This is a genomic window from Pseudomonas fluorescens, from assembly GCF_902497775.2.
GTDB lineage: Bacteria > Pseudomonadota > Gammaproteobacteria > Pseudomonadales > Pseudomonadaceae > Aquipseudomonas > Aquipseudomonas putida_F.
Window position 1 is genome coordinate 175,987 of sequence record NZ_OZ024668.1, and the last position, 26,969, is coordinate 202,955.

Below are 26,969 nucleotides of genomic sequence, written 5' to 3' on the forward strand. Positions count from 1 at the left end.
TACGGTTCCTTTAAACAGGTTTTGTAACTTATGTTTACTGTGCTGCCTTTCTAAACTAACTGCCCGACACCCATAATTCGAGTCCCCCATGCCTGCCTCCCGTCGCTTCCCGTTAGTCTTGATCGGCGCCTTTCTCGCCTTGTACCTGGTCTGGGGCTCGACCTACCTGGTGATTCGCATCGGTGTTGAATCCTGGCCGCCGCTGCTGATGGCCGGGGTGCGTTTTGTCATTGCCGGGTCCTTGCTCTACGGCTTCTTGCGCTGGCGCGGTGCGCCGGCCCCAACCTGGCCGCAATGGCGTGCTGCGGGTGTCATCGGCGTGTTGCTGCTCAGCTGCGGCAACGGCGGCGTGACCCTGGCCGAACATGCAGGCGTGGCCTCGGGTGTGGCCGCGCTGGCGGTGGCCACGGTACCGCTGTTCACCTTGATGTTCGGTCTGCTCTGGGGCCATCGCAACACCCGCCTGGAATGGGCCGGGATTGTCCTGGGCCTGGGTGGCATCGCCTTGCTCAACCTCGGTTCCAACCTGCAGGCCAGTCCCTTCGGTGCCGCGCTGATCCTGTTTGCCGCGGCCTCCTGGGCCTTCGGCTCGGTATGGAGCAAAAGCCTGCCGCTGCCCCAGGGGCCGATGGCCAGCGCCGCGCAAATGCTCGTAGGCGGCGTAGTCTTACTGCTCGGCAGTGCGTTGAGCGGTGAACGCATGACCCAGATGCCCACCGCCGCCGGTTGGGGCGCGCTGGCCTACCTGGTGTTCTTCGGCTCGATTCTGGCCTTCAGTGCCTACATGTACTTGCTCAAGCATGTGCGCCCGGCCGCGGCCACCAGCTATGCTTACGTCAACCCGGCGGTGGCGGTGTTGCTGGGGATCGTTTTTGCCGGTGAGCAGATCGGTTTCGAGGAATGCGTGGCAATGGCGGTTATCATTGGCGCCGTTGTGCTGATCGGAGTGCCGCAGTGGCGCCGGCCGGCAGTGGAAAAAGCCAAACCTGTTGGCGAAGTGGAAGGTGAACTCTGTAAATGAAAGGACGTTTTGCCAGGACGGCAGTGAAGATCGTGGGGTGTGTGGCAGTGATCGTGGTGTGCATGGTCATGTTGCGCGACGACAGACGCACCTTCATGACCCTGTATTTTCAGGAGTCGGTCACCCTCAACAGCGCCAGTGACGAGATCGATCCGCGCTATGTCCAGGCGCTGCAGCAGATCATGGCCGCACAGCGCATCGATACGCAAAAGATCGACCTGGTGCTCGATCCCGACAGCCGCCGGGCCTTGCAGGTGCGCTTTGCCGATGATGCCCTGGATGCCAGGCAGCGCCAGGATCTGCGGGCGTTGTTCGAGTCATTCGAACCGGCTCGTGAAGCCGCCCGGCTCAGTGGCCGGCTGCTGGTTGACATGCACCAGGCGCGCAAGCTGGGTGTGGGGGCTTATTACGACTTCGGCCCGGCGTCCGAAGAGGTCGTCGCGCTCGGCGAGATGTCGCTACCCCTGTACTTCAGTTTTCTCTCGCAAATCGATGTGCAATTGCGGCGCAACGAACTGGCGACTGCGCAAAAGCTGCAGGCCGATATGATCTGTGAAGCCAACGCCAGGCTGCATGCCACTTTGCCTTTCGAGGTGACCGATTTCGACGTCAGTGGCAGCGACCTGCGCGGCGAGATGAAACTGCGCATGGCCAGCGGTGAGCAGATCCAGGCGCCGGCGCAGTTGTTGTTCGATGATCAGCAGTTGCTCGAACGTCTGGAAATGGGCGGCATGCGGGTGCGCATCCAGCGCCCTGACGCGGTAGACCGGCTGGTGTTCGAGTTTGGCTCGATTGGCACCGTCAGGTATCAGCCTTATATGTATTTCATCCGCAGCGACCCCGAGGCATTCGACGCTTGTCGCGGGGTTGCCTACCAGAGCGGCAGGCCCTTTTCGTTCTACCTGGGTGAAGGCGTCGATCGCCTGCTCAAGGTGCGCTTTCAACCGCCAGGCTGATAGCAATGGCGGCACGCGCCGGGCCTGAACAAGGTAAACTGCCGCCATTGCTGAATTCCCCTGACGGTATTGCCATGACTTTCGCCAAACTCGGCCTGATCGAACCCTTGCTGCGCGCGCTCGAGCGCCTGGACTACAACACCCCGACGCCGGTCCAGGCCCAGGCCATCCCTGCCGTACTGGCCGGCCGCGACCTGATGGCCGCCGCCCAGACCGGCACCGGCAAGACCGCAGGTTTTGCCCTGCCGCTGCTGCAGCGCCTGACCCTGGAAGGGGCCAAGGTCGCCAGCAACTCGGTGCGCGCGCTGGTGTTGGTGCCGACCCGTGAGCTGGCCGAACAGGTTCACGCCAACATTCGTGAATACGCCGAGCACCTGCCGCTGAGCACCTATGCGGTGTACGGCGGCGTCAGCATCAACCCGCAGATGATGAAGCTGCGCAAGGGCGTCGACCTGCTGGTGGCCACCCCGGGTCGGCTGCTCGACCTGTTTCGCCAGAACGCGGTCAAGTTCAACCAGTTGCAGGCGCTGGTGCTTGATGAAGCCGACCGCATGCTCGACCTGGGCTTTGCCGAAGAGCTGCGTGCGGTGTACGCCGCTTTGCCGGCACGCCGGCAAACCCTGCTGTTCTCGGCGACCTTTTCCGACGAGATCCGCCAACTGGCCGCGCAGACCCTCAATGACCCGCTGAGCATCGAAGTCAGCCCGCGCAACGTCACCGCCAGCACGGTCAAACAGTGGATCGTGCCGGTGGACAAGAAGCGCAAGCCGGAGCTGTTCAGCCACCTGATGCGCAAGCAGCGCTGGAAGCAGGTGCTGGTGTTCGCCAAGACCCGTAATGGCGTTGACCAACTGGTCGAGCGCCTGCGCGGCCAGGGCGTCAATGCCGATGGTATCCACGGTGACAAGCCTCAGGCCACCCGCCAGCGTGCACTGGACAGCTTCAAGGCCCGCGAGATCCAGATCCTGGTCGCCACCGACGTGGCGGCGCGCGGGCTGGATATCGACGACTTGCCGCTGGTGGTCAACTTCGACCTGCCGATCGTGGCCGAGGACTACATTCACCGTATCGGCCGTACCGGGCGCAAGGGCAACACGGGTGAGGCGATTTCGCTGGTGTGCGCCGATGAAGTGCAGTTGCTCTCGGCGATTGAAACCCTGACCCGCAAGACCTTGCCGCGCCATGAAGAGCCGGATTTCATTCCGGACCACAAGGTGCCGATGACCGACGCCAGCGGCCAGGTGTTGAAGAAGCCGAAAAAGCCGAAGAAGCCCAAGGAAAGCAGCAGCAAACGCAGCCTCGGGCGCTGGATGGACAGCGCTGAAACGCCCGCGGCAGCGCCGCAGGCCAAGCCGGTGCGCAAGGTGCCGACCTTCAATACCGGGCCGCGCAAGCGCAAGCCTTGAAGACGCCATCGCGGGTCAAGTCGAGGCGTCGCACCGCCGCTCCGACTTGACCGGCGATTGTTCAACCGTTTAGCCACTCCAGCAGCCCCAACCCGGCCTTGCGCCCACTGGCAAAACAGGCCGTCAGCAGATAGCCGCCCGTCGGCGCTTCCCAGTCGAGCATTTCACCGGCACAGAACACGCCGGGCATCTGCGTGAGCATCAAACGCTGATCCAGCGCTTCGAAGGTCACCCCGCCAGCACTGCTGATCGCTTCATCCAGCGGGCGAGGGCGCACCAGGGTGATTGGCAAGGCCTTGATCGCCTGCGCCAGTAACGTTGGGTCTGCAAAGGTCTGTTGATCGGTCTGCTCGCGCAGCAGTGCCGCCTTGACCCCGTCCAGGCCAAGTTGACTGTGCAAGTGCTTGGCCATCGAGCGCGACCCCCGGGGCTTGGCCAGGGCCTGCTGGATTTTATCCACAGGCCGGTTGGGCAGCAGGTCGATTAGCACCCTGGCGCTGCCATCGCGGTTGATCGCTTCGCGGATCTGCGCCGACCAGGCGTACACCAGGCTGCCTTCCAGCCCTTGTGCGGTGAGCACGCACTCGCCCAGGCGCGGCGCCTGGCCGGCAAGGCTCAGGGCGATGTTCTTTAGCGGTGCGCCAGCAAACTTGTCCTTGAGCAGCGCGCTCCAGTGCTCGACCTCGAAGCCACTGTTGGCCGCCTGCAAGGGCGCGATCTGCACACCTTGCGCTTGCAGCCAGGGCAGCCAGGCCGCATCGGAACCCAGCCGCGCCCAGCTGCCGCCGCCCAGCGCCAGAACGGTGGCTGTCGGTTTGAGCGCCAGCTCGCCCTGTGGATAAGCGATCCGCAAGCTACCATCGGCATTCCAGCCCAGCCAGCGATGGCGGGTGTGGATAACTACTCCGGCGTCGCGCAGGCGCTTAAGCCAGGCGCGCAGCAGCGGCGCGGCTTTCATGTCGCGGGGGAACACCCGGCCGGAACTGCCGACGAAGGTTTCGATACCCAGGTCGTGAATCCACTGGCGCAGCACGTCGGCATCGAAGCCTTCGAGCAGGCGGGCAATTTCATCAGTGCGCTCGGCGTAGCGGGCGATGAACGCCGGGTAAGGCTCGGAATGGGTGATGTTCATGCCACCGACCCCGGCCAGGAGGAACTTGCGGCCCACCGAGGGCATGGCGTCGTACAACTGGACAGCGATCCCGGCCTGGCTCAGCACTTCGGCGGCCATCAACCCGGCCGGCCCGCCTCCGATAATGGCAACGTGTGGGCGGTCGGTGGTGCGGGTGTCGGTCATGGTCGGCTGCAAGCTGGGAAAAAGAGCCGGCATTCTACCTTAGCGGGGCGCGAGGAAACACTGTTCAAAAAATGTACAGCGCTCCCAAGGCCAGGTGGATAAAGGCTTTGATCGGCTTTCCCGCAGGTTATCCACAGGCGGTTCCACAGTCATTGTGAGTAACCCAGCACGCGGCTGGCGCTGTGGTGCAGTATCCCGTGACGGCGGGCGAGGGCCTCGCGGTCCTTGCTGTAGCCGCCGCCAATCACCCCGACGACCGGGATGTCCCGCCCCAGGCAGTGGCGCAACACGCTCTCGTCACGCGCGGCGACGCCTTCATCGGTGAGTTGCAGGTAACCCAGGGCGTCGTCCTTGTGCACATCGACCCCGGCGTCGTACAGCACCAGGTCCGGGCGATACAGCGCCAGCAAGTAGTTGAGCGCGTCATCGACCACCTTCAGGTAGGCCTGGTCGCCCATGCCGCGTGGCAGGGGGATGTCCCAGTCACTCTCGGCCTTGCGCGCCGGAAAGTTCTGCTCGCAATGCAGCGACACGGTGATGGCGTCAGGGGTGTCGTGGAGGATACGCGCAGTACCGTCGCCCTGGTGCACGTCGCAATCGAAGATCAGCACCTTGTGCACCCGCCCGGCTTCCAGCAGGTAATGGCTGATCACTGCCAGGTCATTGAAGATGCAGAAACCGGCTGGGTGATCGTAGTGCGCGTGATGGGTGCCACCTGCCAGGTGACAGGCGATGCCATGCTCCAGCGCCTGTTCTGCAGCCAGCAGCGAGCCGCCCACCGCACGTACGGTACGCCGCGCCAGGGCTTCGCTCCAGGGCAGGCCGAGGCGGCGCTGGTCTTCACGCGACAGCTCGCCGTGCATGTAGCGCTCGATATAGGCGCGGTCATGGGCCAGGGCGAGGATGTCGTTGGGGCAAATCTCGGGGCGTAGCAGCGCCGCGTCCGTGGTCAGGCCGCTGGCGACCAGGTGATCGCGCAACAGGCGGAACTTGTCCATCGGAAAGCGGTGCTCGGCGGGGAAGTCCGGGCTGTAGTCGTCGTGGTAGATCAGCGGCAGGGGCATGGCAGGGTCTTGGTTAGAGCACGCATTGATCTTGCCAGCTCCTTGCCCGGTTGTGCTACCCGCAGTGCGACGCCTGCAGCCGATGAACAGCCTACGCTGTAAACTGCAGGCTGTGGATAAGGAGCCGAGCATGACCCCGATACTGCAACTGGAAAGCGCACGGCTACTGCTGCGCCAATGGCAGGATGACGACCTCACGGAATTTGCCGCGATGTGCGCCGACCCAATGGTGATGCGCTACTTCCCCGCACCCTTGACCCGAGTCGAGAGCGCCGCGCTGATCGGCCGGATTCGCGGCCACTTCAATGAATACGGCTATGGCCTGTGGGCCCTGGAGCGCAAGGATACCGGCGCGTTCATCGGCATGACCGGCCTGCTCAATGTGAGTTTTGCCGCCGACTTCGCCCCGGCGGTGGAGATCGGCTGGCGCCTGGCCCGGCGTCATTGGGGGCTGGGGTTCGCCAGTGAAGCGGCCTGGACCAGCCTGCGTTGCGCCTTCGCGCAACTGGGCCTGGAACAGGTGGTGTCATTCACCACCGAGAGCAACCTGCCGTCGCAAAAAGTCATGCAGGCCATTGGCATGCAGCAGGACCTGGCCGGCAGCTTCGAACACCCCAAGCTAGAGCCTGGCGACCCCTTGCGACCGCATGTGCTGTACCGCATCGACCGTGCCCAGTGGCAGGCCACCCTGCGCGGCTGAATTGCACAACATACAGGCTGGCAATGACAAACCCTGTATTATTTGCCGCAGTTGCGCATTGCCTTGGAGAATCTTGAATGAGCCACGTGTTGGACGATCTGGTTGACCTGCTGAGCCTGGAATCGATCGAGGAAAACCTGTTCCGCGGGCGAAGCCAGGACCTGGGTTTCCGCCAGTTGTACGGTGGCCAGGTGCTGGGCCAGTCGTTGTCGGCGGCCAGCCAGACCGTCGAAGAGGCGCGCCACGTGCACTCGTTGCACGGATACTTCCTGCGCCCGGGCGATGCCAGCATGCCGGTGGTCTATTCGGTCGACCGGGTGCGCGATGGCGGCAGCTTCAGCACCCGGCGGGTGACGGCGATCCAGAAGGGCAAGACCATCTTCACCTGCAGCGCCTCGTTCCAGTACGACGAAGAAGGCTTCGAGCACCAGAGCCAGATGCCCAAGGTGGTCGGCCCGGAGAGCCTGCCGTCGGAAGTCGAATTGGCCAAGCGCATGGCCGACCGCCTGCCTGAAGCCATCCGCGACAAGATGCTCTGCGCCAAGCCGATCGAAATGCGCCCGGTGACCGCCGAAGACCCGTTCAACCCCAAGCCGGGTGACCCGGTGAAGTACGTCTGGTTCCGCGCCGATGGCAACCTGCCGGATGTGCCGGCCTTGCACAAGTACATGCTCGCCTACGCCTCGGACTTTGGTCTGCTGACCACCTCGCTGCTGCCCCATGGCAAATCGGTGTGGCAGAAGGACATGCAGATCGCCAGCCTTGATCACGCGCTGTGGTTCCACGGCAACCTGCGCGCCGATGAGTGGCTGTTGTACGCCATGGACAGCCCGTGGGCCGGCAATGCCCGTGGTTTTGCCCGCGGCAGTATCTACAATCAAGCCGGACAACTGGTGGCCTCGTCGTGCCAGGAAGGCCTGATTCGTCATCGCCAGGATTGGCAATGAGCCTGCAGCAGATTCGCCACTGGGTGTTCGACATGGACGGCACCCTGACCGTTGCCGTGCATGATTTTGCGGCGATCAAGGAGGCGCTGGAAATTCCCCAGAACCATGACATCCTTACTCACCTGGCTGCCTTGCCGGCTGCTGAAGCCGCGGCCAAGCATGCCTGGTTGCTGGAGCATGAGCGTGAATTGGCGATTGGTTCGCGCCCGGCCGCAGGGGCTGTGGAGTTGGTTCGCGATCTGGCTGCGCGTGGGTGCCAGCTAGGCATCCTTACCCGCAATGCCCGGGAGCTTGCGCATATCACCCTGGAGGCGATCGGCCTGGCCGACTGCTTTGCCGTCGAGCATATCGTCGGTCGCGATGAAGCACCGCCCAAACCACACCCGGGTGGCTTGTTGAAGCTGGCCCAAGCCTGGGACGTGGCGCCGACCGAGATGGTCATGGTCGGCGACTACCGTTTTGACCTGGACTGCGGCCGGGCAGCGGGAGCGCGGACGATTCTGGTCAACCTGCCGGACAACCCGTGGCCGGAACTGGCCGACTGGCATGCGGCGGATTGCCGGGCGTTGCAGGTGATGCTCGACAATTGAGTTGAATTCATCGCCGGTCAAGCCCGCTCCCACATTCTGTGTGCAGGAGCGGGCTTGACCCGCGAAGCGGCCTCAGAACTCCCAGCGCGTAGTCAGCATCACATTGCGCGGATCACCGTAGTAGGTGGTATCGAAGTTGCCCAGCCCGGTCAGGTAGCGCTTGTCGAACACGTTGTTGGCATTGACCGTGAAACTCAGCTGTTCGTTGTACTGGTAACGGGTCATCAGGTCGACCAGGGTGTAGCCGCCTTGCTTGATGAAGGTGTAGTCGTTCACCGAACGGTTGTAGATCTTGCCGTAGAACGCGCTCTGCCAGTTGATCCCACCGCCCACGGTCACCTTGTCCAGTACCCCCGGCAGGCGATAGGTGGTGAACATCCGCACCAGGTGCTCGGGCTTGCTGGTGCTCATCGGGAAGCCATAGATGCGCTGCTCGTCGGCATCGCGCGAGCGGGCATAGGTATAGCCTGCCGAGAGGTTCCAGCCTTCCTGCAATTCACCGGCAACTTCCAGTTCGATGCCCTGGGTGGTGGCGCCGCTGGTGGCTTTGTAGATGCCTTCGTTGGTCGCAGGGTTGGTGCCGATCGACTCGGCAACGTTGTCCTGCTCGATGCGAAACAGCGCCAGGCTGGCGTTGAGCTTGCCATCGAAGTAGGCCGCTTTCAGGCCGGTTTCGTAGCTGTCGCCTTCGACCGGGTCGAGGGTGGCGCCGTTGATGTCTTTGTTGCTCTGTGGTTGGTAGATCGAGGTGTAGCTCGCGTACACCGAGTAGGTGTCGTCCAGGTCATAGACAACACCTGCGTACGGAGTCACTACACCGTGCTGCTTGTAGCCGGACTGGCTGTCCGCGAAGGTCGGGTTGAGGCCGTCGTAATCGTAGTTGTCGCTGTACTTGAAGGTGCTGACCCGGGTGCCGAGGATCACCGAGAGGTCGTCGGTCGGGTGCAGGCGGGTGGCGATGTAGGCGCCGTTCTGGCTTTTCTTTTGCTCGTACTTGCCGTTTTTCGGGAAGTTCGGCACGCCGATGTGACCGTCCCAGTCAAAGATACTGCCTGGCACCATGGTGAATTCGCTGGTGTCCCAGGTGGCGCCGGTCTGGCGTGAATGGTTGGTGTCCAGGCCGACGACCAGGTCATGCTGGCGACCGAACAGGGTGAACGGGCCGGAGAGGTTCAGGTCGGCGCTGTTCTGCACCCGATGGCCTTCCCAGCGGCCCCAGAAGAAGTACATGCCGTCGCCATTGCGATCCGGCGCACCGCCACTGGCTGAGGCCAGTCGGGTGTCGTGGTCGCTTTGCAGCTGGTTGACGCTGAGCTTGAGCGACCAGTCGTTGGCCAGCGCCTGTTCCAGCGAGGCAAAGTAGGTGCGGTTCTGGAAGTCGCGGCGGCTCCAGTCGGCGCCCGGGTTGAACGAGCGGGAGAAATCGGTGCGGCCGCCGTCGGTGTAGTACACCGGGTTGCCGGTCCAGGAGCTGCCACGCGGCGTGGTGGTCTGCTGGTCGATGCCGACGGTCAGCAGGGTGTCTGGGGTGATGTCGGCTTCGAGGATGCCGTAGTACACCTCTTTGCTCTGCTGGTAATGGTCCTGGTAGCCCTTTTTGTCCTGCTGGGCGCTGACGAAGCGCCCGCGCACGCTGCCGCTGCTGTTGATCGGGCCGGAGACATCGACTTCGCCACGGTAGTTATCCCAGCTGCCGGCGCTGCCGGTAAGCGAACCCTGGAACTGCGCGGTAGGCTTTTTGCGGATCAGGTTGACCGTGGCCGACGGGTCGCCGGAGCCGGTCATCAGGCCGGTCGCGCCTTTGAGCACCTCCACCCGGTCATAGATGGCCATGTCGACATGCGCGGTACCTTCGCCGTACACACCGTCATATACGGTGTTGACGCCGTCGTACTGGTAGTTGGTGATCACCAGGCCACGGCTGGAAAACTCGGTACGGTCGCTGTCATAGGTTTGCGCCGACACGCCGGGGGTATTGCGCAGCACATCGGAAATACTCTGGGCGCCCTGGTCGTCCATCTGCTGGCGGGTGACCACGGTGATGGTTTGTGGCGTCTCGCGGATCGACAGCGGCAGCTTGGTCGCGGTACGGGTCGCCGCCGTGGTGTAGGAATGGGTCCCCTCGGTGGTCTCACCAAGACCCTGGGCGTTGATGCTGGTGGCGCCCAGTTCCATCGTTGCGCCGCTGCTAACGGGCACCAGCACGTAGCCGCCGTTGGACTGACGCTGGGCCTGCAGACCGGTGCCGCTGAGCAGGCGGGCCAGGCCTTCTTCGACCGAGTAGTTGCCTTGCAGGCCGGCCGACTGCTGGCCCTGGGTCTGGCGCGCATCGAACGACAGGGTGATGTTGGCGCGCGTGGCGAACAGGCTCAGGGTGGTGCCCAGCGGGCCCGGGGCGATCTGGAACTGCGTGCTGGCGCTCTGCGCCATGGCCTGGGCCGGTAGCAGCGCGAGCAGTGGCAGGGGCGCCAGGGTCAGGCCGAACAGCGCCAGGTGGACAGCGCGAACCAGAGGGCGGGGTGCGCGCGGACAAGTCGGGGTCATGCAGGATTTCCTTCGATTGGCTGGGCAGAGGTGCGGTCGAAATTTGCCGCTTTAACTGCGTAGCCGAATGAGAATGAAAATCGGCAACCCTTTGTGCGAAATTTCTTCAGACAGCTTCAATGCTGACCCAGTAGCGGGTCATGTAGCGCACCCTGACCGGCAACGACGCATCGAGGTTTTCCAGGATGGTGTCGGTGTCCTCGAGGCGAAAGGCGCCAGACAGACGCAAGTCGGCGATGCCCTCGGCGCAGCGCAATATGCCGGGGCGGTAGCGGCGCAGTTCGCTGATGAAATCACCCAGGCGCCATTCGATCACCGTCAGCATGCCTTGGGTCCAGGCGCCGGTGCCGGGCAGGGCGGTGCTGGCGGCGGCAATCTGCCTGCGATCGAAATTGACGCTTTGCCCGGCCTCCAGGCGCAGCATCAACAGCGGCTGGTCGAGGGGGCGTACCTCTACCGCGTGTTCGAGCACGCTGACCCGGCTCAGGCCATTGTCGCTGCGCACATTGAAGCGTGTGCCCAGGGCGCGCACCCGGCCTTCAGCGGTTTCGACGATGAATGGGCGAGCCGCGCTGTCACGGGCGGTCTGCACCATGATTTCACCACTGTACAGGCGCAGCAGGCGTTGCTGGCCGTCGTAGCGGATATCCACCGCGCTGTCGGTGTTCAGTTCAAGTTGGCTGCCATCGTCGAGGCGTACCTGGCGGCGCTGGCCTTTACCGGTGCGCAGCTCGGCCATCCACACCTGGCCCGGGGTGCTTTGCCGTACGGCCCAGCCGGTTGCGCCGACGGCCATGAGCAGGGCCAGGGTCTTGAGCACGGCGCGGCGCCTGGCGCGTACGCCGGTCAGGGTCGGCAGGGCGACATCGGCCGGCAGGCGGCCCAGCTGACGCTGCAGCTTTTCGACCCGCGCCCAGGCCTGGGCATGGGCCTGGCTTTTGCCCAGCCAGTCTTGCCAGGCCTGCAACTGCGCATCGCTGGGTGGCGCAGCATTGAGCTGCACGTACCAGGTGGCGGCAGCTTCGAGGGTGCGATAGTCCAGCGGCTGGGCCATGTCAGTCGTCCGTCAGCAGCAGGCAGTGGGTCATGGCGCGGATCAGGTGCTTTTTCACCGTGGTCACCGACACCCCCAGGCGCTCGGCGGTGGCTACATAACTCAGGCCTTCGAGCTGCACGGCCAGGAAGATGTTACGCGTGCGCTCGCCCAGGCCATCAAGCATCTGGTCCACCGCCAGCAGGGTTTCGAGAATCAGCAAGCGGCTTTCCGGCGATTCGGCAACCCGTTCCGGGCGCAGCACCAATTCGTCCAGGTAGGCCTGTTCGAGCGCTTTGCGGCGAAACTTGTCGATCATCAGGGCATGGGCAATGGCGCCCAGGTAGCTGCGCGGCTCGCGAATGGTGTCTGCATTGCGCGCGTTCAATACCCGGATAAAAGTGTCCTGGGCAAGGTCGGCGGCATCGCTGGCGTTGCCCAGGCGGGCGCGCAGCCAGTTTTTCAACCAACCGTTATGTTCGCTGTAGAGCGCGTGCAGGGCAGCATGATCGGGAGCGGGCATGGTGGGGCAATATCGAGTAATTGATAATTAGTCGCATTATTGTGGTTTGCTGACGCACTATGCAAGCGCTGGTGCTTGACCTGGGACAGGGGCAGGCAAAGACTGGTCAGCTCTTTGCCTAATCGACTCAGGAGATTTCCATGACCAGCAGGGCCATTATCGTCCAGACCGGCGGTGGTTACGACAAGGTGCAAGTAGGCACCCGTGAGGCAGCCGCCCCGCAGGCTGGCGAAATCAGCGTGCGCCTGCACGCCAACTCACTCAACTATCACGACTTCGCCGTGGTCAGCGGCATGTGGGGGCCCACTGCGCCGCGTATTCCCATGGCCGACGGTGCTGGCGTGGTGACCGCGGTGGGCGCTGGCGTGAGCGAATTCGCCGTGGGCGATTCGGTGGTCAGCACCTTCTTCCCTGACTGGCTGGACGGCCAGCCGTTGGTCGAAGGTTTCGCCACGGTGCCGGGCGACGGCATCGATGGTTACGCCCGCGAACAGGTCACCGCCCGCGCAACTTCTTTCACCCATGCGCCCAAGGGGTACAGCCACGCGCAAGCGGCGACCCTGACCACCGCCGGCCTCACCGCCTGGCGTGCCTTGATGGCCGATGACTCGCTCAAGCCGGGCGATACCGTGCTGGTGCAAGGCACCGGTGGCGTGTCGATTTTCGCCCTGCAGTTTGCCAAGCTGGCGGGGGCCACGGTGATCGCCACGTCCTCCAGCGATGATAAGCTCGAACGCCTCAAGGCCCTCGGCGCCGACCACCTGATCAACTACCGCACAACCCCGGCCTGGGGCGAGAAGGTGCGCCAGCTCACTGCCGACCGCGGTGTCGATCATGTGATCGAAGTGGGCGGCCCGGCGACCCTGGAGCAGTCGATGATCGCTGCACGTATTGGTGGCCATGTGTCGCTGATCGGCATCCTCTCTGGTGTGGCGGGCAACCTGCCGTTGGTCCAGGCGCTGGTACGGCAGATCCGCCTGCAAGGCGTGCTGGTCGGCAGCCGCGCCCAGCAGCAGGCAATGATTCGCGCCATCGATGGTAATGGCCTGCGCCCGGTGGTCGACAAGACCTTCGACCTGGAACAGATCGTCGAAGCCTTCCGCTACCAGGAAAGCAACCAGCACTTCGGCAAGATCTGCCTGAGCATCTGAACCCGCGCTTCAGATCTGCCCCAGCAACCAGCCGCGAAACGCCGTCAACGACGCCAGCGACTGGTTGCGCGGCGGGTAGATCAGGTAATAGCTGCGCTGGCTGGCAAAGGGCGCACCGACACTGACCAGCTCTCCGCTGGCCAGCTCGTCGGCCACCAGAATGCGCGGCACCAGGCCGATGCCGATGCCGGCGCGCACGGCCTGGATCAGGTGCGAAGTCAGCTCGAAGCTCGGCCCCAGGCGCATGCTGCGGTGCGCCAGGCCATGATGGGAAAACCATTCGCCCCAGGCATTGGGGTTGTTGGCCACATTGAGCAGCAACTGCTCACGCAGGCGTGCCGGTGACCAGTCGACCTGGCTGGCGGCGGTGTCCGGCGACAGGATCACCAGCAACTCTTCGGCATGCAGGCGATGACAGACCAGCCCCGGCACATCGGCATTGCCGACGACGATGGCCGCGTCGATGCCGCTGGTTTCAAAGTCGATGGCTTCGATGCGTGAATTGATATGCACGAGCATGCCGGGGTGCAGTTTGTAGAACTCATGCAGGCGCGGCAGCAACCACTTGGAACCGAAAGTTGGCAGGGTCGCCAGGCGCAGGCTGCCTTCGCCGGACTGATAGGCCATGGCCTGCAAGGTGGCGCTACGGATCCGGCCCAGGGCTTCGCTCATCTCCCGCTGATACAGCCGGCCGACATCGGTCAGGCGCACCTGACGGCCTTCGCGGCGGAACAGCGTCAGGCCCAGTTGCTGCTCCAGGGCCTGCACCTGGCGGCTCACCGCGCTCTGGGTTAGTGACAGCTCGGTGGCGGCGCGGGTATAGCTTTCATGCCGGGCGGCGGCTTCGAACGCCAGCAGCAATGACATTGATGGCGTGAGATGGCGGTAATTCATTCGTAAAAGTCATCAATAGCGGCAGAAATATCCAGTTGTCCGCGGCGGCGTGCTCCGGGATCATTGGCATATCAGTGTCTTGAGGCTGACCTAATTATGCTCAGCCAGCAAGTGTTCCGATATTCCCGTGATTAGCCAAATTAAAGAGGCCATCCTTTGATGATCGCCCAGTTGCCGACCAGCGCCCCTGCTGCCGACTATTCCGATTTTCTCGCCGCCCTGCGTGACAGCGGTTTCCGTGGTCAGTTCAGCGCCGACTACGCTACCCGCACGGTGCTTGCCACCGACAACTCGATCTACCAGCGCCTGCCGCAAGCAGCGGTGTTCCCGCTGGATGCCGAGGACGTCGCGCGGGTTGCGGCGCTGATGGCCGAGCCGCGTTTTCGCCAGATCAAGCTCACCCCGCGTGGGGGCGGCACCGGGACCAACGGCCAGTCGCTGACCGACGGCATCGTCGTCGACCTGTCGCGGCACATGAACAACATCCTTGAGATCAACGTCGAGGAGCGCTGGGTGCGCGTGCAGGCCGGGGTGGTCAAGGACCAGCTCAACGCCGCGCTCAAGCCCCACGGGCTGTTCTTCGCCCCGGAGCTGTCGACCTCCAACCGTGCCACCGTCGGCGGCATGATCAACACCGATGCCAGCGGCCAGGGCAGTTGCACCTACGGCAAGACCCGCGACCACGTGCTCGAACTGCACAGCGTGTTGCTCGGTGGCGAGCGCTTGCACAGCCTGCCGATCGATGACCAGGCGCTGGAGCAGGCCTGCGCGCAGCCAGGGCGCAGCGGCGAGGTGTACCGCACGGCCCGGCAGATCCAGGAAACCCAGGCCGAGCTGATCGAAACCATCTTCCCCAAGCTCAACCGCTGCCTGACCGGTTACGACCTGGCACACCTGCGCGACGAGCAGGGGCGTTTCAACCTTAACAGCGTATTGTGCGGCGCCGAAGGCTCGCTGGGTTACCTGGTCGAGGCCAAGCTCAATGTGCTGCCGATCCCCAAATACGCAGTGCTGGTCAACGTGCGCTACAGCAGCTTCATGGATGCCCTGCGCGACGCCAATGCGCTGATGGCGCACAAGCCGCTGTCGATCGAGACGGTGGACTCCAGGGTGCTGATGCTGGCGATGAAGGACATCGTCTGGCACAGCGTCGCCGAATACTTCCCGGCGCAAGCCGAGCGCCCGACCCTGGGTATCAACCTGGTGGAGTTCTGTGGTGATGATCCGGCAGAGGTGAACGCGCGGGTGCAAGCCTTCGTCGCGCATTTGCAGGCAGATACCGGCGTCGAGCGCCTGGGCCACACCCTGGCCGAAGGCGCCGAGGCGGTGACCCGGGTCTACACCATGCGCAAGCGTTCTGTGGGCCTGCTGGGCAACGTCGAAGGCGAAGTGCGCCCACAGCCGTTCGTTGAAGACACCGCAGTGCCGCCCGAGCAACTGGCCGACTACATTGCCGACTTCCGAGCCTTGCTCGACAGCTACGGCCTGACCTACGGCATGTTCGGCCACGTCGATGCCGGCGTGCTTCACGTGCGCCCGGCCCTGGACATGAAGGACCCTGCCCAGGCGGCGCTGGTCAAGCCGATTTCCGATGCCGTAGCGGCGCTGACCCATCGTTACGGCGGCCTGCTCTGGGGTGAGCACGGCAAGGGTCTGCGTTCGGAATACGTGCCGGATTTCTTCGGTGCACTGTACCCGGCGCTGCAATCGCTCAAGGGTGCATTCGACCCCTACAACCAGCTTAACCCCGGCAAGATCTGCACCCCGCCGGACAGCGAGCAGGGCCTGATCAAGGTCAACGAAGCACCGATGCGCGGCGACTTTGACCGGCAGATCGATGAGCGGGTCTGGCAGAGCTTCGGCAGCGCCGTGCACTGCAACGGCAACGGCGCCTGCTACAACTTCGATCCCAACGACGCCATGTGCCCCTCGTGGAAAGCTACCCGCGAACGCCAGCATTCACCCAAGGGGCGCGCCTCGCTGATCCGCGAATGGTTGCGCCTGCAGGGGGCGGCCAGCATCAATGTGCTGGCGGCGGCAAAGAACAAGACTTCCTGGCTCAAGGAGCTGCCGCAACGCCTGCGCAACAACCAGGCGCGTTCCCGTGGCGAGGCTGACTTTTCCCACGAAGTCTACGAAGCCATGGCTGGCTGCCTGGCGTGCAAATCCTGCGCGGGGCAGTGTCCGATCAAGGTCAATGTGCCGGAGTTTCGCTCGCGTTTCCTGGAGCTGTACCACGGTCGCTACCAGCGCCCGCTGCGTGATTACCTGATCGGCTCGCTGGAGTTCAGCATTCCCTATATGGCCTATGCGCCAGGCTTGTATAACGCGGTGATGGGCTCGAAATGGGTCAGCCGCCTGCTTGAGCGTCATGTCGGCATGCTCGACAGCCCGTTGATCAGCCGCTACAACCTGCAGAACACCCTGACCCGTTGCAACGTGCGCGCGGCCAGCGTGCCGGCGCTGCGCGAACTGACCCCGGCCCAGCGCGAGCGTAGCATCGTGCTGGTCCAGGATGCCTTCACCCGCTACTTCGAAACACCGTTGCTGGCGTCGTTCATCGAACTGGCCCACCGTCTGGGTCACAAGGTGTTCCTCGCGCCCTACAGCGCCAACGGCAAACCCTTGCATGTCCAGGGCTTTCTCGGTGCCTTTGGCAAGGCAGCGATTCGCAACGCCACCCAGCTCAAGGCCCTGGCCGATTGCGGCGTGCCGCTGGTGGGGCTCGACCCGGCCATGACCCTGGTGTACCGCCAGGAATACCCGAAGGTCGAAGGCCTGAGCGATTGCCCGAAGGTTCTGTTACCGCAGGAATGGCTGGTCGACGTGCTGCCCGAACAGGCCGCGGGCGCCAGCGAAACCTTCCGCCTGCTGGCCCACTGCACCGAGAAAACCAACGTGCCGGCCAGCACTAGCCAGTGGGAGCAGGTATTTGCCCGCCTGGGGCTGAAACTGGTCACCGAAGCCACCGGCTGCTGCGGCATGTCCGGCACTTACGGCCATGAAGCGCGCAACCAGGACACCTCGCGGACCATCTTCGAGCAATCCTGGGCCGGCAAGCTGGATAAGCAGGGGGAGGCGTTGGCCACCGGCTATTCGTGCCGCAGCCAGGTCAAACGCATGGCTGACCGCCAGTTGCGTCATCCGCTGGAGGTGCTGCTGCAATACGCCAAAGGCTGATGGCCGGTCAGGGTTCGAGGGTATTGACGCTGACGGTGATGTAGAAGAACGTGATCTGTGGCCATTGTGGGCGCTGGTTGACCGGCGTCTCTTCGGAAGTCATGAGGAATTCGTAGCCGATGCCGCTCTGTCGATCACGGTGGAAACGGCGCAGCGAGTCCCACATGCAGCAAAAAAACTGCAAGTGGCCCATGCCATAGGTTTGCTGCAGGTAGGCCTCGGCCGCCGCTGCTTCGGCGCCTTTGACCCTGTAGGTCGCGATCAAGGGCGCCGTCTGCAGTTCGGGTTCCTGATGGCAGCCCAGGTACTCGATGCTCTTGGGGTAGGTGCCCAATGCGCCGAGGAAGTCCTGGCACTGTGGCGCGGCCTGTAGTGCGCCACAGAGTAGGAGCAGGGCCAGGGTAATCAGTGGGCGCATGGGCTTCGTCCTTGAGCAATGCTTTCGAGAAGGCAACAAAAAAGGCATCGGCGCAAGCGCCAGATGCCTTTTTCGTTTTGCGTATTTGGTGGAACCGGGGGGATTTGAACCCCCGTCCGCCAGTGATCCGCTGTCGGTACTACATGCTTAGCCGTGTCTATTGAGTTAATCCGCAGCCGCCCGACGGGCAGGGTGCTTTGGACGAGTTGTGTAAGTTTTAGCCGCTTCGTCCACAACGTACTGCACGGCGATCCTGTTCTGTATGACAATCACTTCGGGTTTACAGGCATCCCCTAGTGATTGCTGGAGCCGAAGCTACCAGGAGAGCGGGCTCAGCTGCTTACGCAGCGAGAGCGTAACCCTCGTAGTTTTCGTCATTGGCAACTATAGAAAGTTGCAACAGTGGATTTACGAGTTCTGTTACCAACTCGGCATGCACCTAGAGTTTCACTACCGGCGTCGAATCCTAATCGGCCCCATTTGTTGCGCTCTAGCTGTAAGCGTTTTTCAACGCTCGAGGTCCAGTATACGCCATCGGTCGGGCGACGTCGACTGTTGGTCTGACATCGCCCGGCACAAGGTCTACTGGCCGTTACTGCCTTTTTCGGTTTTTTCCTGGCGCTCAAGGATCTTGCTGGTGATGGCAATGCAGTCCTCGGTGTTGCCCGCCGCCTGCGCGGCCTTGGCATCTTTCACGTGCTCGGCGATCGTATCGTCAAGGCCTTCGGAGGTAGCCCCGCTAGTGGCCATGTTGTCATCGATTTTCTGCAGGTTAGTAGTACACAGGTCGTCGGCCGCGAACACAGGGGAGGCAAGCAGTGCGGCGGCAATGAACAGTCCGGAAATCGCAGTACGCTTCATGTGAATCTCCTTGGCGGGTAAGGCCTCGGGAAAAGGGGCCTAAAAGGATGGACTGCACTGCTTGCCTGGGGTTCAGATTGTTCGCGCCCGGGTCACGCGGTCCACCAGATAAACCAGACCGTGATAATCGATCCCGCCATGGTTCGACAGGCCGATCTCACAGGTGCGGCTGGTGGAAATCCCTTCGCTGCAGTACTGCACCGCGTCCTTGAGGCTGCGCAGCGAATGGGCATTGAGCTCCGGGGTGGTAAAGCCTTTGTCGCCGGCAAAGCCGCAACAGTGAATGCCTTCCGGGATCACCACCTGCTTGCTGCAACGCCGCGCCAGGTCGATCAGCGCCTGGCTTTCGCCCAGGTGCTGGGTGCTGCAGGTCACGTGCACGGCGATCGGCTCGTCCTGGGGGGTGAACTCCAGTTTGTCAATCAGGTGGGTGCGGATGAAACGTACCGGGTCATACAGGTCCAGGCGCGTCTCGGCCAGGTCCTGGACCAGGCGCAAGGTGCACGGGCTGGTGTCGCAATAGATCGGGTCCAGGCCGCCGCGGCTGGCGTGGAGCAGAGCGTTGATCAGTTCCTGGCGCTTGTGTTCGGCCTGCTCGGCGTAGCCCTTGGAGGCAAATGGCTGGCCGCAGCAAAGGTTGTCCTGGTTGTCCGGGAATACCACCTGATAGCCGGCTTTTTCCAGCAGGGCGCGGGTTTTGTCGAGCAATGAGGTTTGCTCGCGATCTGTCGCCGCCGGGCCCATCACCCGTGAAACACAGGCTGCCAGGTACACCACCCGTGGCCGCGTATCGTTGCTGGTCGGGCTCAACTGCACCGCTTTGAGCGGTTGCGGCATGGCTGGGGTCCACTGCGGCACGCGGCCATGGCTGAGTTTGCTCAGGCTTGCACTCAAGCGACTCAAGCGCGGCACGCCGAGCAAGCGGCGGGCGCCATTGGCGGCTTGCAGAGTAAAGCGTGCGCCGCTGAGGGCGGTGTGGAAATTGTCGGCCAGCCAGTCGGCGGTCTTCACATGATCGGCGGCCTGGGCGCGCAGCTTTTTCACCAGCTCGCCAGTATTGATACCCACCGGGCAGCGTTGGGCGCACAGGCCGGTGGCGGCGCAGGTATCGATGCCCTGGTACTGGTAGTTGCGCTCCAGCTCGCGGGTATCGCTGCCGGCACGTTTTTTCGCCTGGATATCGCGCCACATGACGATGCGCTGGCGCGGGCTCAGGGTCAGCCCTTTTGACGGGCAGACCGGCTCGCAGAAGCCGCATTCGATGCACTTGTCGACGATCTCGTCGGCTGCCGGTAGCGGCTTGAGGTTCTTCAGGTGGATCTGCGGGTCTTCGCTGAGCACCACATCCGGGTTGAGGATGCCATTGGGATCGAGCAGACGCTTGAGCTGCCACATCAATTGGTAGGCATCGCTGCCCCATTCCAGCTCGACGAAGGGCGCCATGTTGCGCCCGGTGCCGTGTTCGGCCTTGAGCGAACCGCCGAATTCCACCGCCACCAGTTGCGCCACATCGTCCATGAAGGCTTGGTATCGGGCGACTTCTTCGGCGTTGTTAAAGCCCTGGGTGAAGACGAAGTGCAGGTTGCCTTCCAGGGCATGGCCGAACAGGATCGCTTCGTCATAGTGGTGCTTGTCGAACAGGGCGATCAGGCGATTGACGCCGATGGCCAGTTGTTCGACCGGGAAGGTCACGTCTTCGATGATCACCGTGGTGCCGGTTTTACGCACCGCACCGACGGCGGGGAAGGTGTCCTTGCGGATGGCCCAGAGCTTGGCGTTCTCTTTGGCGTCTTCGGTGAAGTCGACCTGCTTCTCCACCGGGAAGCCCGCCAGCGAGACCATGATCTGCGCCAGTTGCTCGTGCAGCAGCGCCTGGGTTGCCGCGCGCGATTCGATCAGCAGCGCGCAGGCACCGTCGGACAGTTGCTGGACAAAGGCCGGCATGCCGGGCTTGTCCTGCACCGAGCGCAGGCTGCGCCGGTCGAGTAGTTCCACGGCCGAAACCGGCTGGCTTTTGAGCACGGTGACGGCGTTGCAGCAGGTTTGCACATCCGCGAAGACGATCAGGGCCGAGGCTTTGTTCGGGTGATCGATCACCGTGTCGTAGGTCACGGCACTGATAAAACCCAGGGTGCCCTCGGAGCCAACCAGCAGATGGCTGAGGATATCCAGAGGCTGGTCGTAGTCGATCAGTGCATTGAGCGACAGGCCGGTGGTGTTCTTCAGGCGGTACTTGTGGCGAATCTTCGCTGCCAGTTCGGTGTTGGCGCGGGTCTCCCGAGCCAGGCGCGCGAGCTCGCCGAGCAGGCTGGCGTGGCTCTGCTCGAAGGCGGCGACGCTGGCCGGATCTTCGCTGTCCAGGCGCGTGCCGTCGGCCAGCACCAGGCGCATGCCGGCCAGGGTGTGATAGGTGTTTTGCGCGGTGCCGCAGCACATGCCGCTGGCATTGTTGGCAACGATACCGCCGATCTTGCAGGCGTTGATCGAGGCAGGGTCCGGGCCGATCTTGCGTCCGAACGGGGCCAGCCAGGCGTTGGCCTGGGCGCCGACTACCCCCGGTTGCAGACGGATCTGCTGGCCCTGATCGCGAATCTCGCGACCGTTCCAGTTATCACCGAGCACGATCAACACCGAGTCGCTGATGGCCTGGCCGGACAGGCTGGTGCCGGCGGCGCGGAAGGTGACCGACACGTGCTCGCGCTGGGCCAGCTTGAGCAGGGCGACCACTTCGTCTTCGGATTCGACCCGCACCACCAGCTTGGGAATCAGCCGGTAGAAGCTGGCATCAGTGCCGAAAGCCAGGGTCGACAGCGGATCGTCGAAACGTCGCTCGGCGGGTATCAGGCGTGCTACCGAGTCGAGGAACGCGGTGGGCAGACTCATGCAATCTCCTCGTGGGGCAGTGGCATCTGATGCGCCGCGTGCCCCGGTCAATCAGGCTGTGATTCGAAGGCGCGGCAATCAGGCACCCAGTTCGCGGACCAGCGAGTCGCGGGTGATTTCGCTGATCGATTTGGCGCCAGTCAGCACCATGGCCACGCGCATTTCTTTTTCGAACAGGTCCAGCAGGTTTTTCACCCCGGCTTCGCCGGCGGTGGCCAGGGCATAGAGGAATGCGCGGCCGATCAGCACGGTGTCGGCGCCCAGGGCAATCATGCGCACTACGTCCAGGCCGCTGCGGATGCCGGAGTCGGCGAGGATCTTCAGGTCGCCTTTCACCGCGTCGGCAATCGCCGGCAAGGCGCGGGCGCTGGACAGCACGCCGTCGAGCTGGCGGCCACCGTGGTTGGAAACGACGATGCCGTCGGCGCCGAATTTCACCGCATCCTTGGCATCTTGCGGGTCGAGGATGCCCTTGATCACCATCGGACCTTCCCAGAACTCGCGGATCCACTCCAGGTCTTTCCAGGAAATCGACGGGTCGAAGTTGGCACCCAGCCAGCCGATGTAATCGGCCAGGCCCGTGGGGCTGCCACGGTAGGCGGAGATGTTGCCCAGGTCATGGGGCTTGCCCAGCAGGCCGACATCCAGGGCCCACTGCGGGTGGGTCATGGCCTGCCAGACGCGGCGCAGCGGCGCATTCGGGCCGCTCATGCCGGAGTGGGCGTCGCGGTAGCGGGCGCCGGGTACCGGCATGTCCACGGTGAACACCAGGGTGGTGACGCCAGCCGCCTTGGCGCGCTCCAGGGCGTTGCGCATGAAGCCGCGGTCCTTGAGCACGTAGAGCTGGAACCACATCGGCCGGTCAATGGCCGGCGCCACTTCTTCGATCGGGCACACCGACACCGTCGACATCGTGAACGGAATGCCTTTGGCCGCCGCGGCACGGGCCGCCTGAACTTCGCCGCGGCGTGCGTACATGCCGGTCAGGCCGACCGGGGCCAGGGCTACTGGCATGCTCAGGGTTTCGTTGAACAACTGGGTCTGGAGGCTCAGCTCGGACATATTCTTCAATACGCGTTGGCGCAGGGCGATGCCGGCCAGGTCCTGAACGTTGTGGCGCAGCGTGTGCTCGGCGTAGGCACCGCCGTCGGCGTAGTGGAACAGGAATGGCGGCAGCTTGCGTTGGGCAGCTGCGCGGTAATCGGTAGAGGCAGAAATGATCATGGGGTCTCGCAGCGTTGGTTAAAGGGGAGCTGCCGGGCGCGCCACAACGCGCCCGGCCCCTGACACTTTAGTGAACCAGCATGCCGGTCAGCCAATAAGCCTGGATCAAGGTGATCAGGCCGACGATGGTGGCGAAGAACAAGCTGTGCTTGAGGGTGAAGCGGAACAGGTCCGACTCTTTGCCGACCAGGCCGGTGGCGGCGCAGGCCACGGCGATCGATTGCGGCGAGATCATCTTGCCGGTCACGCCGCCGCTGGTGTTGGCGGCAACCAGCAGGGTGTCGTTGACCCCGATCTGGTGCGCAGTGGTGGCCTGCAGCGAGCTGAACAGGGCGTTGGACGAGGTGTCGGAACCGGTCAGGAACACGCCCAGCCAGCCAAGGAACGGCGAGAAGAACGGGAACGCCGCGCCGGTGCCGGCCAGCACCAGGGCCATGGTCGAAGACATGCCCGAGTAGTTGGTGACGAAGGCGAAGGCCAGCACCATGCCGATCGACAGGATCGGCCAGCGCAGTTCGAAGAAGGTCTCTTTCAAAGTGGTCAGACCAGTTTTGAAATTGATCTTCAGCACCAGCATCGAAATCAGCGCCGAGAAGAAGATCGCGGTACCGGTGGCGGAAATCGGGTCGAACTTGAACACCGCCGGGATCGCTGTCGGGGTGGCGACGATCGGTGCGGTCTTGATCACCAGTTGGTCAAGGTGCGCAATGGCGAAGTTGAACACCCAGCTGTACATCGAACCGCCGGCGGCGAAAGCGGCCTTGAACGGCTTGAGGGTCCAGATGGTGACCAGCACGGTAAGGATCAGGAACGGCGACCAGGCCTTGAAAATCTCGCCGAAGCTGTACGGCGAAGGCTGGCTGCCACTGCTCTGGACCACTGCGGCGCCGACGCTGCCGGGGGCCGCGGCGAACGAGCGCTTGGGCTGCCAGACCTTGAGGAACAGGGTCAGGGAAATCAGGCTGGCCAGGGCTGAGGTGATGTCCGGCAGTTCCGGGCCGATGAAGTTCGAGGTGAAGTACTGGGTCACGGCGAAGCTCAAGCCGGCTACGAGCGCGGCTGGCCAGGTCTCTTTGACGCCGCGCAGGCCGTCCATCATGAACACCAGCCAGAACGGCACGAACAGCGACAGCAGTGGCAGTTGGCGACCGGTCATGGCGCCGATCTTGAACGCATCGATACCGGTAACCTGACCTGCAACGATGATCGGAATGCCCAGGGCGCCGAAGGCCACCGGTGCAGTGTTGGCGATCAGGCACAAGCCGGCGGCGTAGAGCGGATTGAAGCCCAGGCCCACCAGCAGGGCAGCGGTAATCGCCACCGGTGCGCCGAAACCTGCCGCACCTTCGAGGAAGGCGCCGAAGCAGAAGCCGATCAACAGCACTTGCAGGCGTTGGTCATCGGTGATCGACAGCACCGAGCTGCGGATCACTTCGAACTGGCCGCTCTTGACTGTCAGTTTGTACAGGAAGACAGCGGCGACAATGATCCAGGCAATCGGCCACAGGCCATAGGCAAAGCCGTATCCGGCGGCGGCGAGCGCCATGTCGGCAGGCATCTGGAAGGCAAAGATCGCCACCAGGATCGACAGGCCCAGCGTGATGCTGCCAGCCACATGACCCTTGAGGCGGAACACCGCCAGCGCGAGGAAGAAGAACACGATCGGGATGACTGCCGCGAGCGCGGACAGGCCAAGACTGCCAAGCGGACTGTAAAGCTGTTGCCAGGTTTGCATATGGGGTGGCCCCTAATTGTTGTTGGTCAGGCACTGGCATTGGATAATTGGTAAGACCAATTTACAATGTCGAGGCGCTAGGTTAAAAGCCTCGCTGCGGCTGTGTCAATTTGTCCCAGGAAAAACTTTTGTCGCAGGGGTGCAGGAACACGGGCCTGAACGGCAGGGAAATTTGCCAACTGATTAGTGTCGGCGGGGCGCGGATGCGCCAGAATAGACAGCCCCGAACGCACTCGGGATTGTGGAGAGCATGTGATGGTTTTTGATCAGGTCCGCCAACGCCGTTTGTCCGACGATATCGTCGAGCGGCTGGAGGGGATGATTCTTGAGGGCACCTTGACGGCCGGTCAGCGCCTGCCCGCCGAGCGGGCGCTGGCCGAGCAGTTCGGCGTGTCACGACCGTCGTTGCGCGAAGCGATCCAGAAACTGGTGGCCAAAGGTTTGTTGGTCAGTCGTCAGGGCGGCGGCAACTACGTGGCCGAATCGCTTGGCTCGACCTTCAGTGACCCGCTGCTGCAGTTGCTTGAAAGCAACCCCGAAGCGCAGCGCGACTTGCTGGAGTTCCGGCATACACTGGAGGCATCCTGCGCCTATTATGCGGCGATCCGCGCCACCGAGCCGGATCGTCAGCGGCTCAAGGCGGCCTTCGATACCTTGCAGGATTGTTACGCCCGCGCTGATGAAGTGGACCGGGCCGAGGAGGGCGCGGCAGATGCGCGCTTCCACCTGGCGATCGCCGAGGCCAGCCATAACGCGGTGCTGTTGCACACCATTCGTGGCCTGTTCGACCTGCTCAAGCGCAACGTGGTCACCAACATCGGCGGCATGTACAAGCAGCGCGCCGAAACCCGCGACATGCTCATCAGCCAGCACCGTGAGTTGTACCTGGCGATTGTCGAAGGGCGGGCGGAGGATGCTCGCGAAGTGTCCAGCCGGCACATCACTTATGTGCAGGAAGTGCTCGATGAAGTGCGTCAGGAGGTTCAGCGGGTGGCACGGGCGCAGCGGCGTAGCGGGCGCTAGCAATCGCGCAGATGCAATCGCGGGGTAAGCCCGCTCCTGCAGGAGCGGGCTTGCCCCGCGATGAGCCAAAGTCAGACTGGGATCAGTCTTCCTTGCCCTTGTTGCGCACCGCGCGCTGCAATTCGCGGTCGGAATCGCGCTCGCGCTGGGTATCGCGCTTGTCGTATTCCTTCTTGCCCTTGCCCAGTGCGATTTCGCACTTGATCAAGTGCTTGCTCCAATAGATCGACAAGGCCACGCAGGTGTAGCCCTTCTGCTGGACGGCCGCATGCAGGCGTTCCAGCTCTCGACGGTTGAGCAGCAGTTTGCGGGTACGTGTCGGGTCGGCGATGACGTGAGTACTGGCGGCTGTCAGCGGCGTGATATGGCTGCCCATCAGCCAGGCCTCGCCATCCTTGAGTACCACGTAACTGTCGGTCAGGTGCGCCTTGCCGGCACGCAGACTTTTTACTTCCCAACCGGACAGGACCAATCCGGCCTCGAACTTGTGTTCGATGAAGTAATCGTGACGCGCCTTTTTATTCTGCGCGATAGTCCCTGTCGGATGTTTCTTTTGTTTAGCCATAGGGGCGGCATTATAGGCAGTCGCCGCGCTGTCGGCTACGGGGTAGCAGTGCGCTTGAGCCATTGCCGTGAATCCCGGACAATGCGCGCACTTGATGCGCTCTATGGCGCCCATCGGCATTCGGGTTGCGTTTGCCGCTCAGCTTTGGAATTGACCCCTGGATGACTACCCATATTCAACGTTCGGCGCTGCTGCCATATCCCGCCCAGGCCCTGTACGACCTGGTCAATGATGTAGCGCGCTACCCGGAGTTTCTGCCCTGGTGTTCGTCCAGCACCGTGATGGAAGAAAGCGACACGCACATGCGTGCGCGCCTGGAAGTGGCCAAGGGAGGGATGAGCCAGCAGTTTGTTACCAGCAATGTGCTGGTGCCTGGCCAGTCCATTGAAATGAACCTTGAAGAGGGGCCTTTTACCCAACTGCATGGCGTCTGGGTATTCAAGCCATTGGGCGAGAAAGCCTGCAAGATCAGCCTCGACCTGTCGTTCGATTACGCCGGTCCACTGGTGCGTGCCACCTTGGGGCCGCTGTTCAACCAGGCCGCCAATACCCTGGTTGACGCCTTTTGCCAGCGCGCCAAGCAACTCCATGTCTGAAACCTTGCTAACGGTCGAGGTGGTGTATGCGCTGGCCGAGCGCCAGGTGCTGCTCAGCGTCGAGGTGCCAGCAGGCACGACGATCAATGAGGCGGTAAAACTGTCGGAAATCGCCGCGCATTTTCCCGAGGCAGATGTTCAGGCCTGCCAGTTCGGTATCTTTGGCCGGGTGATTGCCAATCCCGGCGAACAGACGGTCGAGGCGGGTGATCGTATCGAGATCTACCGACCATTGCTGGCGGATCCGAAAGAGGTGCGCAAGCAGCGAGCGGCCAAGGTCGCTCGGGTGTTCAAGAAAGCCAAACGCTGAATTACAGGTAAGAAAAAGCCCGGACTGATCCGGGCTTTTTTGTGTGCG

23 protein-coding genes and 1 other RNA gene are annotated in these 26,969 nt (G+C 63.1%); 11 read left to right on the forward strand and 13 right to left on the reverse strand.

Annotation, left to right across the window (positions count from 1 at the left end; genetic code table 11):
* Window positions 1-88: 88 nt before the first annotated feature.
* The 3 genes from yedA to F8N82_RS00930 all read left to right on the forward strand — a co-directional run bounded on the left by yedA (window position 89) and on the right by F8N82_RS00930 (window position 3,383).
* On the forward strand, window positions 89-1,021 hold the full coding sequence (gene yedA / locus F8N82_RS00920; RefSeq protein ID WP_038998626.1) for a drug/metabolite exporter YedA: 933 nt from the start codon (window positions 89-91) through the stop codon (window positions 1,019-1,021).
* Window positions 1,018-1,977, forward strand: coding sequence for a hypothetical protein (locus F8N82_RS00925; RefSeq protein ID WP_141231081.1), 960 nt, complete (start codon window positions 1,018-1,020; stop codon window positions 1,975-1,977). Before yedA ends, F8N82_RS00925 begins: the two co-directional genes overlap by 4 nt.
* Before the next feature lie 74 nt (window positions 1,978-2,051).
* The gene (locus tag F8N82_RS00930) at window positions 2,052-3,383 is read left to right on the forward strand and encodes a DEAD/DEAH box helicase (protein ID WP_038999706.1); all 1,332 of its coding nucleotides are present in this window, start codon (window positions 2,052-2,054) and stop codon (window positions 3,381-3,383) included.
* Window positions 3,384-3,444: 61 nt separating this feature from the next.
* Here F8N82_RS00930 and F8N82_RS00935 read toward each other — a convergent pair whose 3' ends face one another.
* Entirely contained in the window at window positions 3,445-4,680 is a 1,236-nt protein-coding gene (locus F8N82_RS00935) for a TIGR03862 family flavoprotein (RefSeq protein WP_162195918.1), read from the reverse strand.
* 149 nt (window positions 4,681-4,829) lie between these two features.
* Window positions 4,830-5,744, reverse strand: a complete 915-nt coding sequence (locus F8N82_RS00940) for a histone deacetylase family protein (protein WP_038998629.1) — start codon at window positions 5,742-5,744, stop codon at window positions 4,830-4,832.
* Window positions 5,745-5,874: 130 nt separating this feature from the next.
* Here F8N82_RS00940 and F8N82_RS00945 point away from each other — a divergent pair, with 130 nt between their 5' ends.
* From F8N82_RS00945 to F8N82_RS00955, 3 genes are all read left to right on the forward strand, one after another.
* Window positions 5,875-6,444, forward strand: coding sequence for a GNAT family N-acetyltransferase (locus F8N82_RS00945; RefSeq protein ID WP_038998630.1), 570 nt, complete (start codon window positions 5,875-5,877; stop codon window positions 6,442-6,444).
* A gap of 77 nt (window positions 6,445-6,521) precedes the next feature.
* The gene (tesB, locus tag F8N82_RS00950; protein ID WP_038998631.1) at window positions 6,522-7,391 is read left to right on the forward strand and encodes an acyl-CoA thioesterase II; all 870 of its coding nucleotides are present in this window, start codon (window positions 6,522-6,524) and stop codon (window positions 7,389-7,391) included.
* On the forward strand, window positions 7,388-7,981 hold the full coding sequence (locus F8N82_RS00955; protein WP_038998632.1) for an HAD family hydrolase: 594 nt from the start codon (window positions 7,388-7,390) through the stop codon (window positions 7,979-7,981). The genes tesB and F8N82_RS00955 overlap by 4 nt, the downstream gene beginning before the upstream one ends.
* Before the next feature lie 72 nt (window positions 7,982-8,053).
* On the opposite strand, the gene F8N82_RS00960 is transcribed toward F8N82_RS00955, so the two are convergent.
* From F8N82_RS00960 to F8N82_RS00970, 3 genes are all read right to left on the reverse strand, one after another.
* Complete coding sequence (locus F8N82_RS00960; protein WP_080764831.1) at window positions 8,054-10,525, reverse strand: TonB-dependent siderophore receptor; 2,472 nt, start codon at window positions 10,523-10,525, stop codon at window positions 8,054-8,056.
* Window positions 10,526-10,631: 106 nt separating this feature from the next.
* Complete coding sequence (locus tag F8N82_RS00965; protein ID WP_038998634.1) at window positions 10,632-11,579, reverse strand: FecR domain-containing protein; 948 nt, start codon at window positions 11,577-11,579, stop codon at window positions 10,632-10,634.
* A gap of 1 nt (window position 11,580) precedes the next feature.
* Window positions 11,581-12,081: a sigma-70 family RNA polymerase sigma factor gene (locus tag F8N82_RS00970; protein WP_038998636.1), complete on the reverse strand. Its 501-nt coding sequence runs from the start codon at window positions 12,079-12,081 to the stop codon at window positions 11,581-11,583.
* A 140-nt stretch (window positions 12,082-12,221) separates the two neighbouring features.
* On the opposite strand from F8N82_RS00970, the gene F8N82_RS00975 reads away from it, so the two are divergent.
* Complete coding sequence (locus F8N82_RS00975; protein ID WP_038998637.1) at window positions 12,222-13,232, forward strand: zinc-dependent alcohol dehydrogenase family protein; 1,011 nt, start codon at window positions 12,222-12,224, stop codon at window positions 13,230-13,232.
* 9 nt (window positions 13,233-13,241) lie between these two features.
* Here the strand turns inward: F8N82_RS00975 and F8N82_RS00980 are convergent, their stop codons facing one another.
* Window positions 13,242-14,126: a LysR substrate-binding domain-containing protein gene (locus tag F8N82_RS00980; RefSeq protein WP_038998638.1), complete on the reverse strand. Its 885-nt coding sequence runs from the start codon at window positions 14,124-14,126 to the stop codon at window positions 13,242-13,244.
* A 159-nt stretch (window positions 14,127-14,285) separates the two neighbouring features.
* Between F8N82_RS00980 and ydiJ the strand changes: the two genes are divergently transcribed.
* Window positions 14,286-17,306 carry a D-2-hydroxyglutarate dehydrogenase YdiJ gene (ydiJ, locus tag F8N82_RS00985; RefSeq protein WP_150776965.1) on the forward strand — a complete coding sequence of 1,007 codons (3,021 nt, stop codon included), beginning with the start codon at window positions 14,286-14,288 and terminating at the stop codon, window positions 17,304-17,306.
* A 7-nt stretch (window positions 17,307-17,313) separates the two neighbouring features.
* On the opposite strand, the gene F8N82_RS00990 is transcribed toward ydiJ, so the two are convergent.
* From F8N82_RS00990 to F8N82_RS01015, 6 genes are all read right to left on the reverse strand, one after another.
* Window positions 17,314-17,724, reverse strand: coding sequence for a DUF4952 domain-containing protein (locus F8N82_RS00990; RefSeq protein ID WP_038998640.1), 411 nt, complete (start codon window positions 17,722-17,724; stop codon window positions 17,314-17,316).
* Window positions 17,725-17,810: 86 nt separating this feature from the next.
* Window positions 17,811-18,202: a transfer-messenger RNA gene (ssrA, locus tag F8N82_RS00995) on the reverse strand.
* 104 nt (window positions 18,203-18,306) lie between these two features.
* A complete protein-coding gene (locus F8N82_RS01000) occupies window positions 18,307-18,585 on the reverse strand; it encodes a hypothetical protein (RefSeq protein ID WP_038998641.1) in 279 nt (92 codons plus the stop codon).
* A 72-nt stretch (window positions 18,586-18,657) separates the two neighbouring features.
* A complete protein-coding gene (locus F8N82_RS01005; RefSeq protein WP_038998642.1) occupies window positions 18,658-21,468 on the reverse strand; it encodes an FAD-binding and (Fe-S)-binding domain-containing protein in 2,811 nt (936 codons plus the stop codon).
* Window positions 21,469-21,546: 78 nt separating this feature from the next.
* Window positions 21,547-22,692 carry an FMN-dependent L-lactate dehydrogenase LldD gene (gene lldD, locus F8N82_RS01010; RefSeq protein ID WP_038998643.1) on the reverse strand — a complete coding sequence of 382 codons (1,146 nt, stop codon included), beginning with the start codon at window positions 22,690-22,692 and terminating at the stop codon, window positions 21,547-21,549.
* Between the two features lie 67 nt (window positions 22,693-22,759).
* The gene (locus F8N82_RS01015; protein ID WP_038998644.1) at window positions 22,760-24,427 is read right to left on the reverse strand and encodes a lactate permease LctP family transporter; all 1,668 of its coding nucleotides are present in this window, start codon (window positions 24,425-24,427) and stop codon (window positions 22,760-22,762) included.
* Window positions 24,428-24,682: 255 nt separating this feature from the next.
* Here F8N82_RS01015 and F8N82_RS01020 point away from each other — a divergent pair, with 255 nt between their 5' ends.
* Window positions 24,683-25,450 carry a GntR family transcriptional regulator gene (locus F8N82_RS01020; RefSeq protein ID WP_038998645.1) on the forward strand — a complete coding sequence of 256 codons (768 nt, stop codon included), beginning with the start codon at window positions 24,683-24,685 and terminating at the stop codon, window positions 25,448-25,450.
* 82 nt (window positions 25,451-25,532) lie between these two features.
* Here the strand turns inward: F8N82_RS01020 and smpB are convergent, their stop codons facing one another.
* Window positions 25,533-26,015, reverse strand: coding sequence for an SsrA-binding protein SmpB (gene smpB, locus F8N82_RS01025; protein ID WP_028944546.1), 483 nt, complete (start codon window positions 26,013-26,015; stop codon window positions 25,533-25,535).
* Window positions 26,016-26,176: 161 nt separating this feature from the next.
* Here smpB and F8N82_RS01030 point away from each other — a divergent pair, with 161 nt between their 5' ends.
* Together F8N82_RS01030 and F8N82_RS01035 are read left to right on the forward strand one after the other, a co-directional pair.
* The gene (locus tag F8N82_RS01030; protein WP_010222960.1) at window positions 26,177-26,611 is read left to right on the forward strand and encodes a type II toxin-antitoxin system RatA family toxin; all 435 of its coding nucleotides are present in this window, start codon (window positions 26,177-26,179) and stop codon (window positions 26,609-26,611) included.
* A complete protein-coding gene (locus tag F8N82_RS01035) occupies window positions 26,604-26,921 on the forward strand; it encodes an RnfH family protein (RefSeq protein WP_038998646.1) in 318 nt (105 codons plus the stop codon). Before F8N82_RS01030 ends, F8N82_RS01035 begins: the two co-directional genes overlap by 8 nt.
* Window positions 26,922-26,969 lie beyond the last annotated feature (48 nt).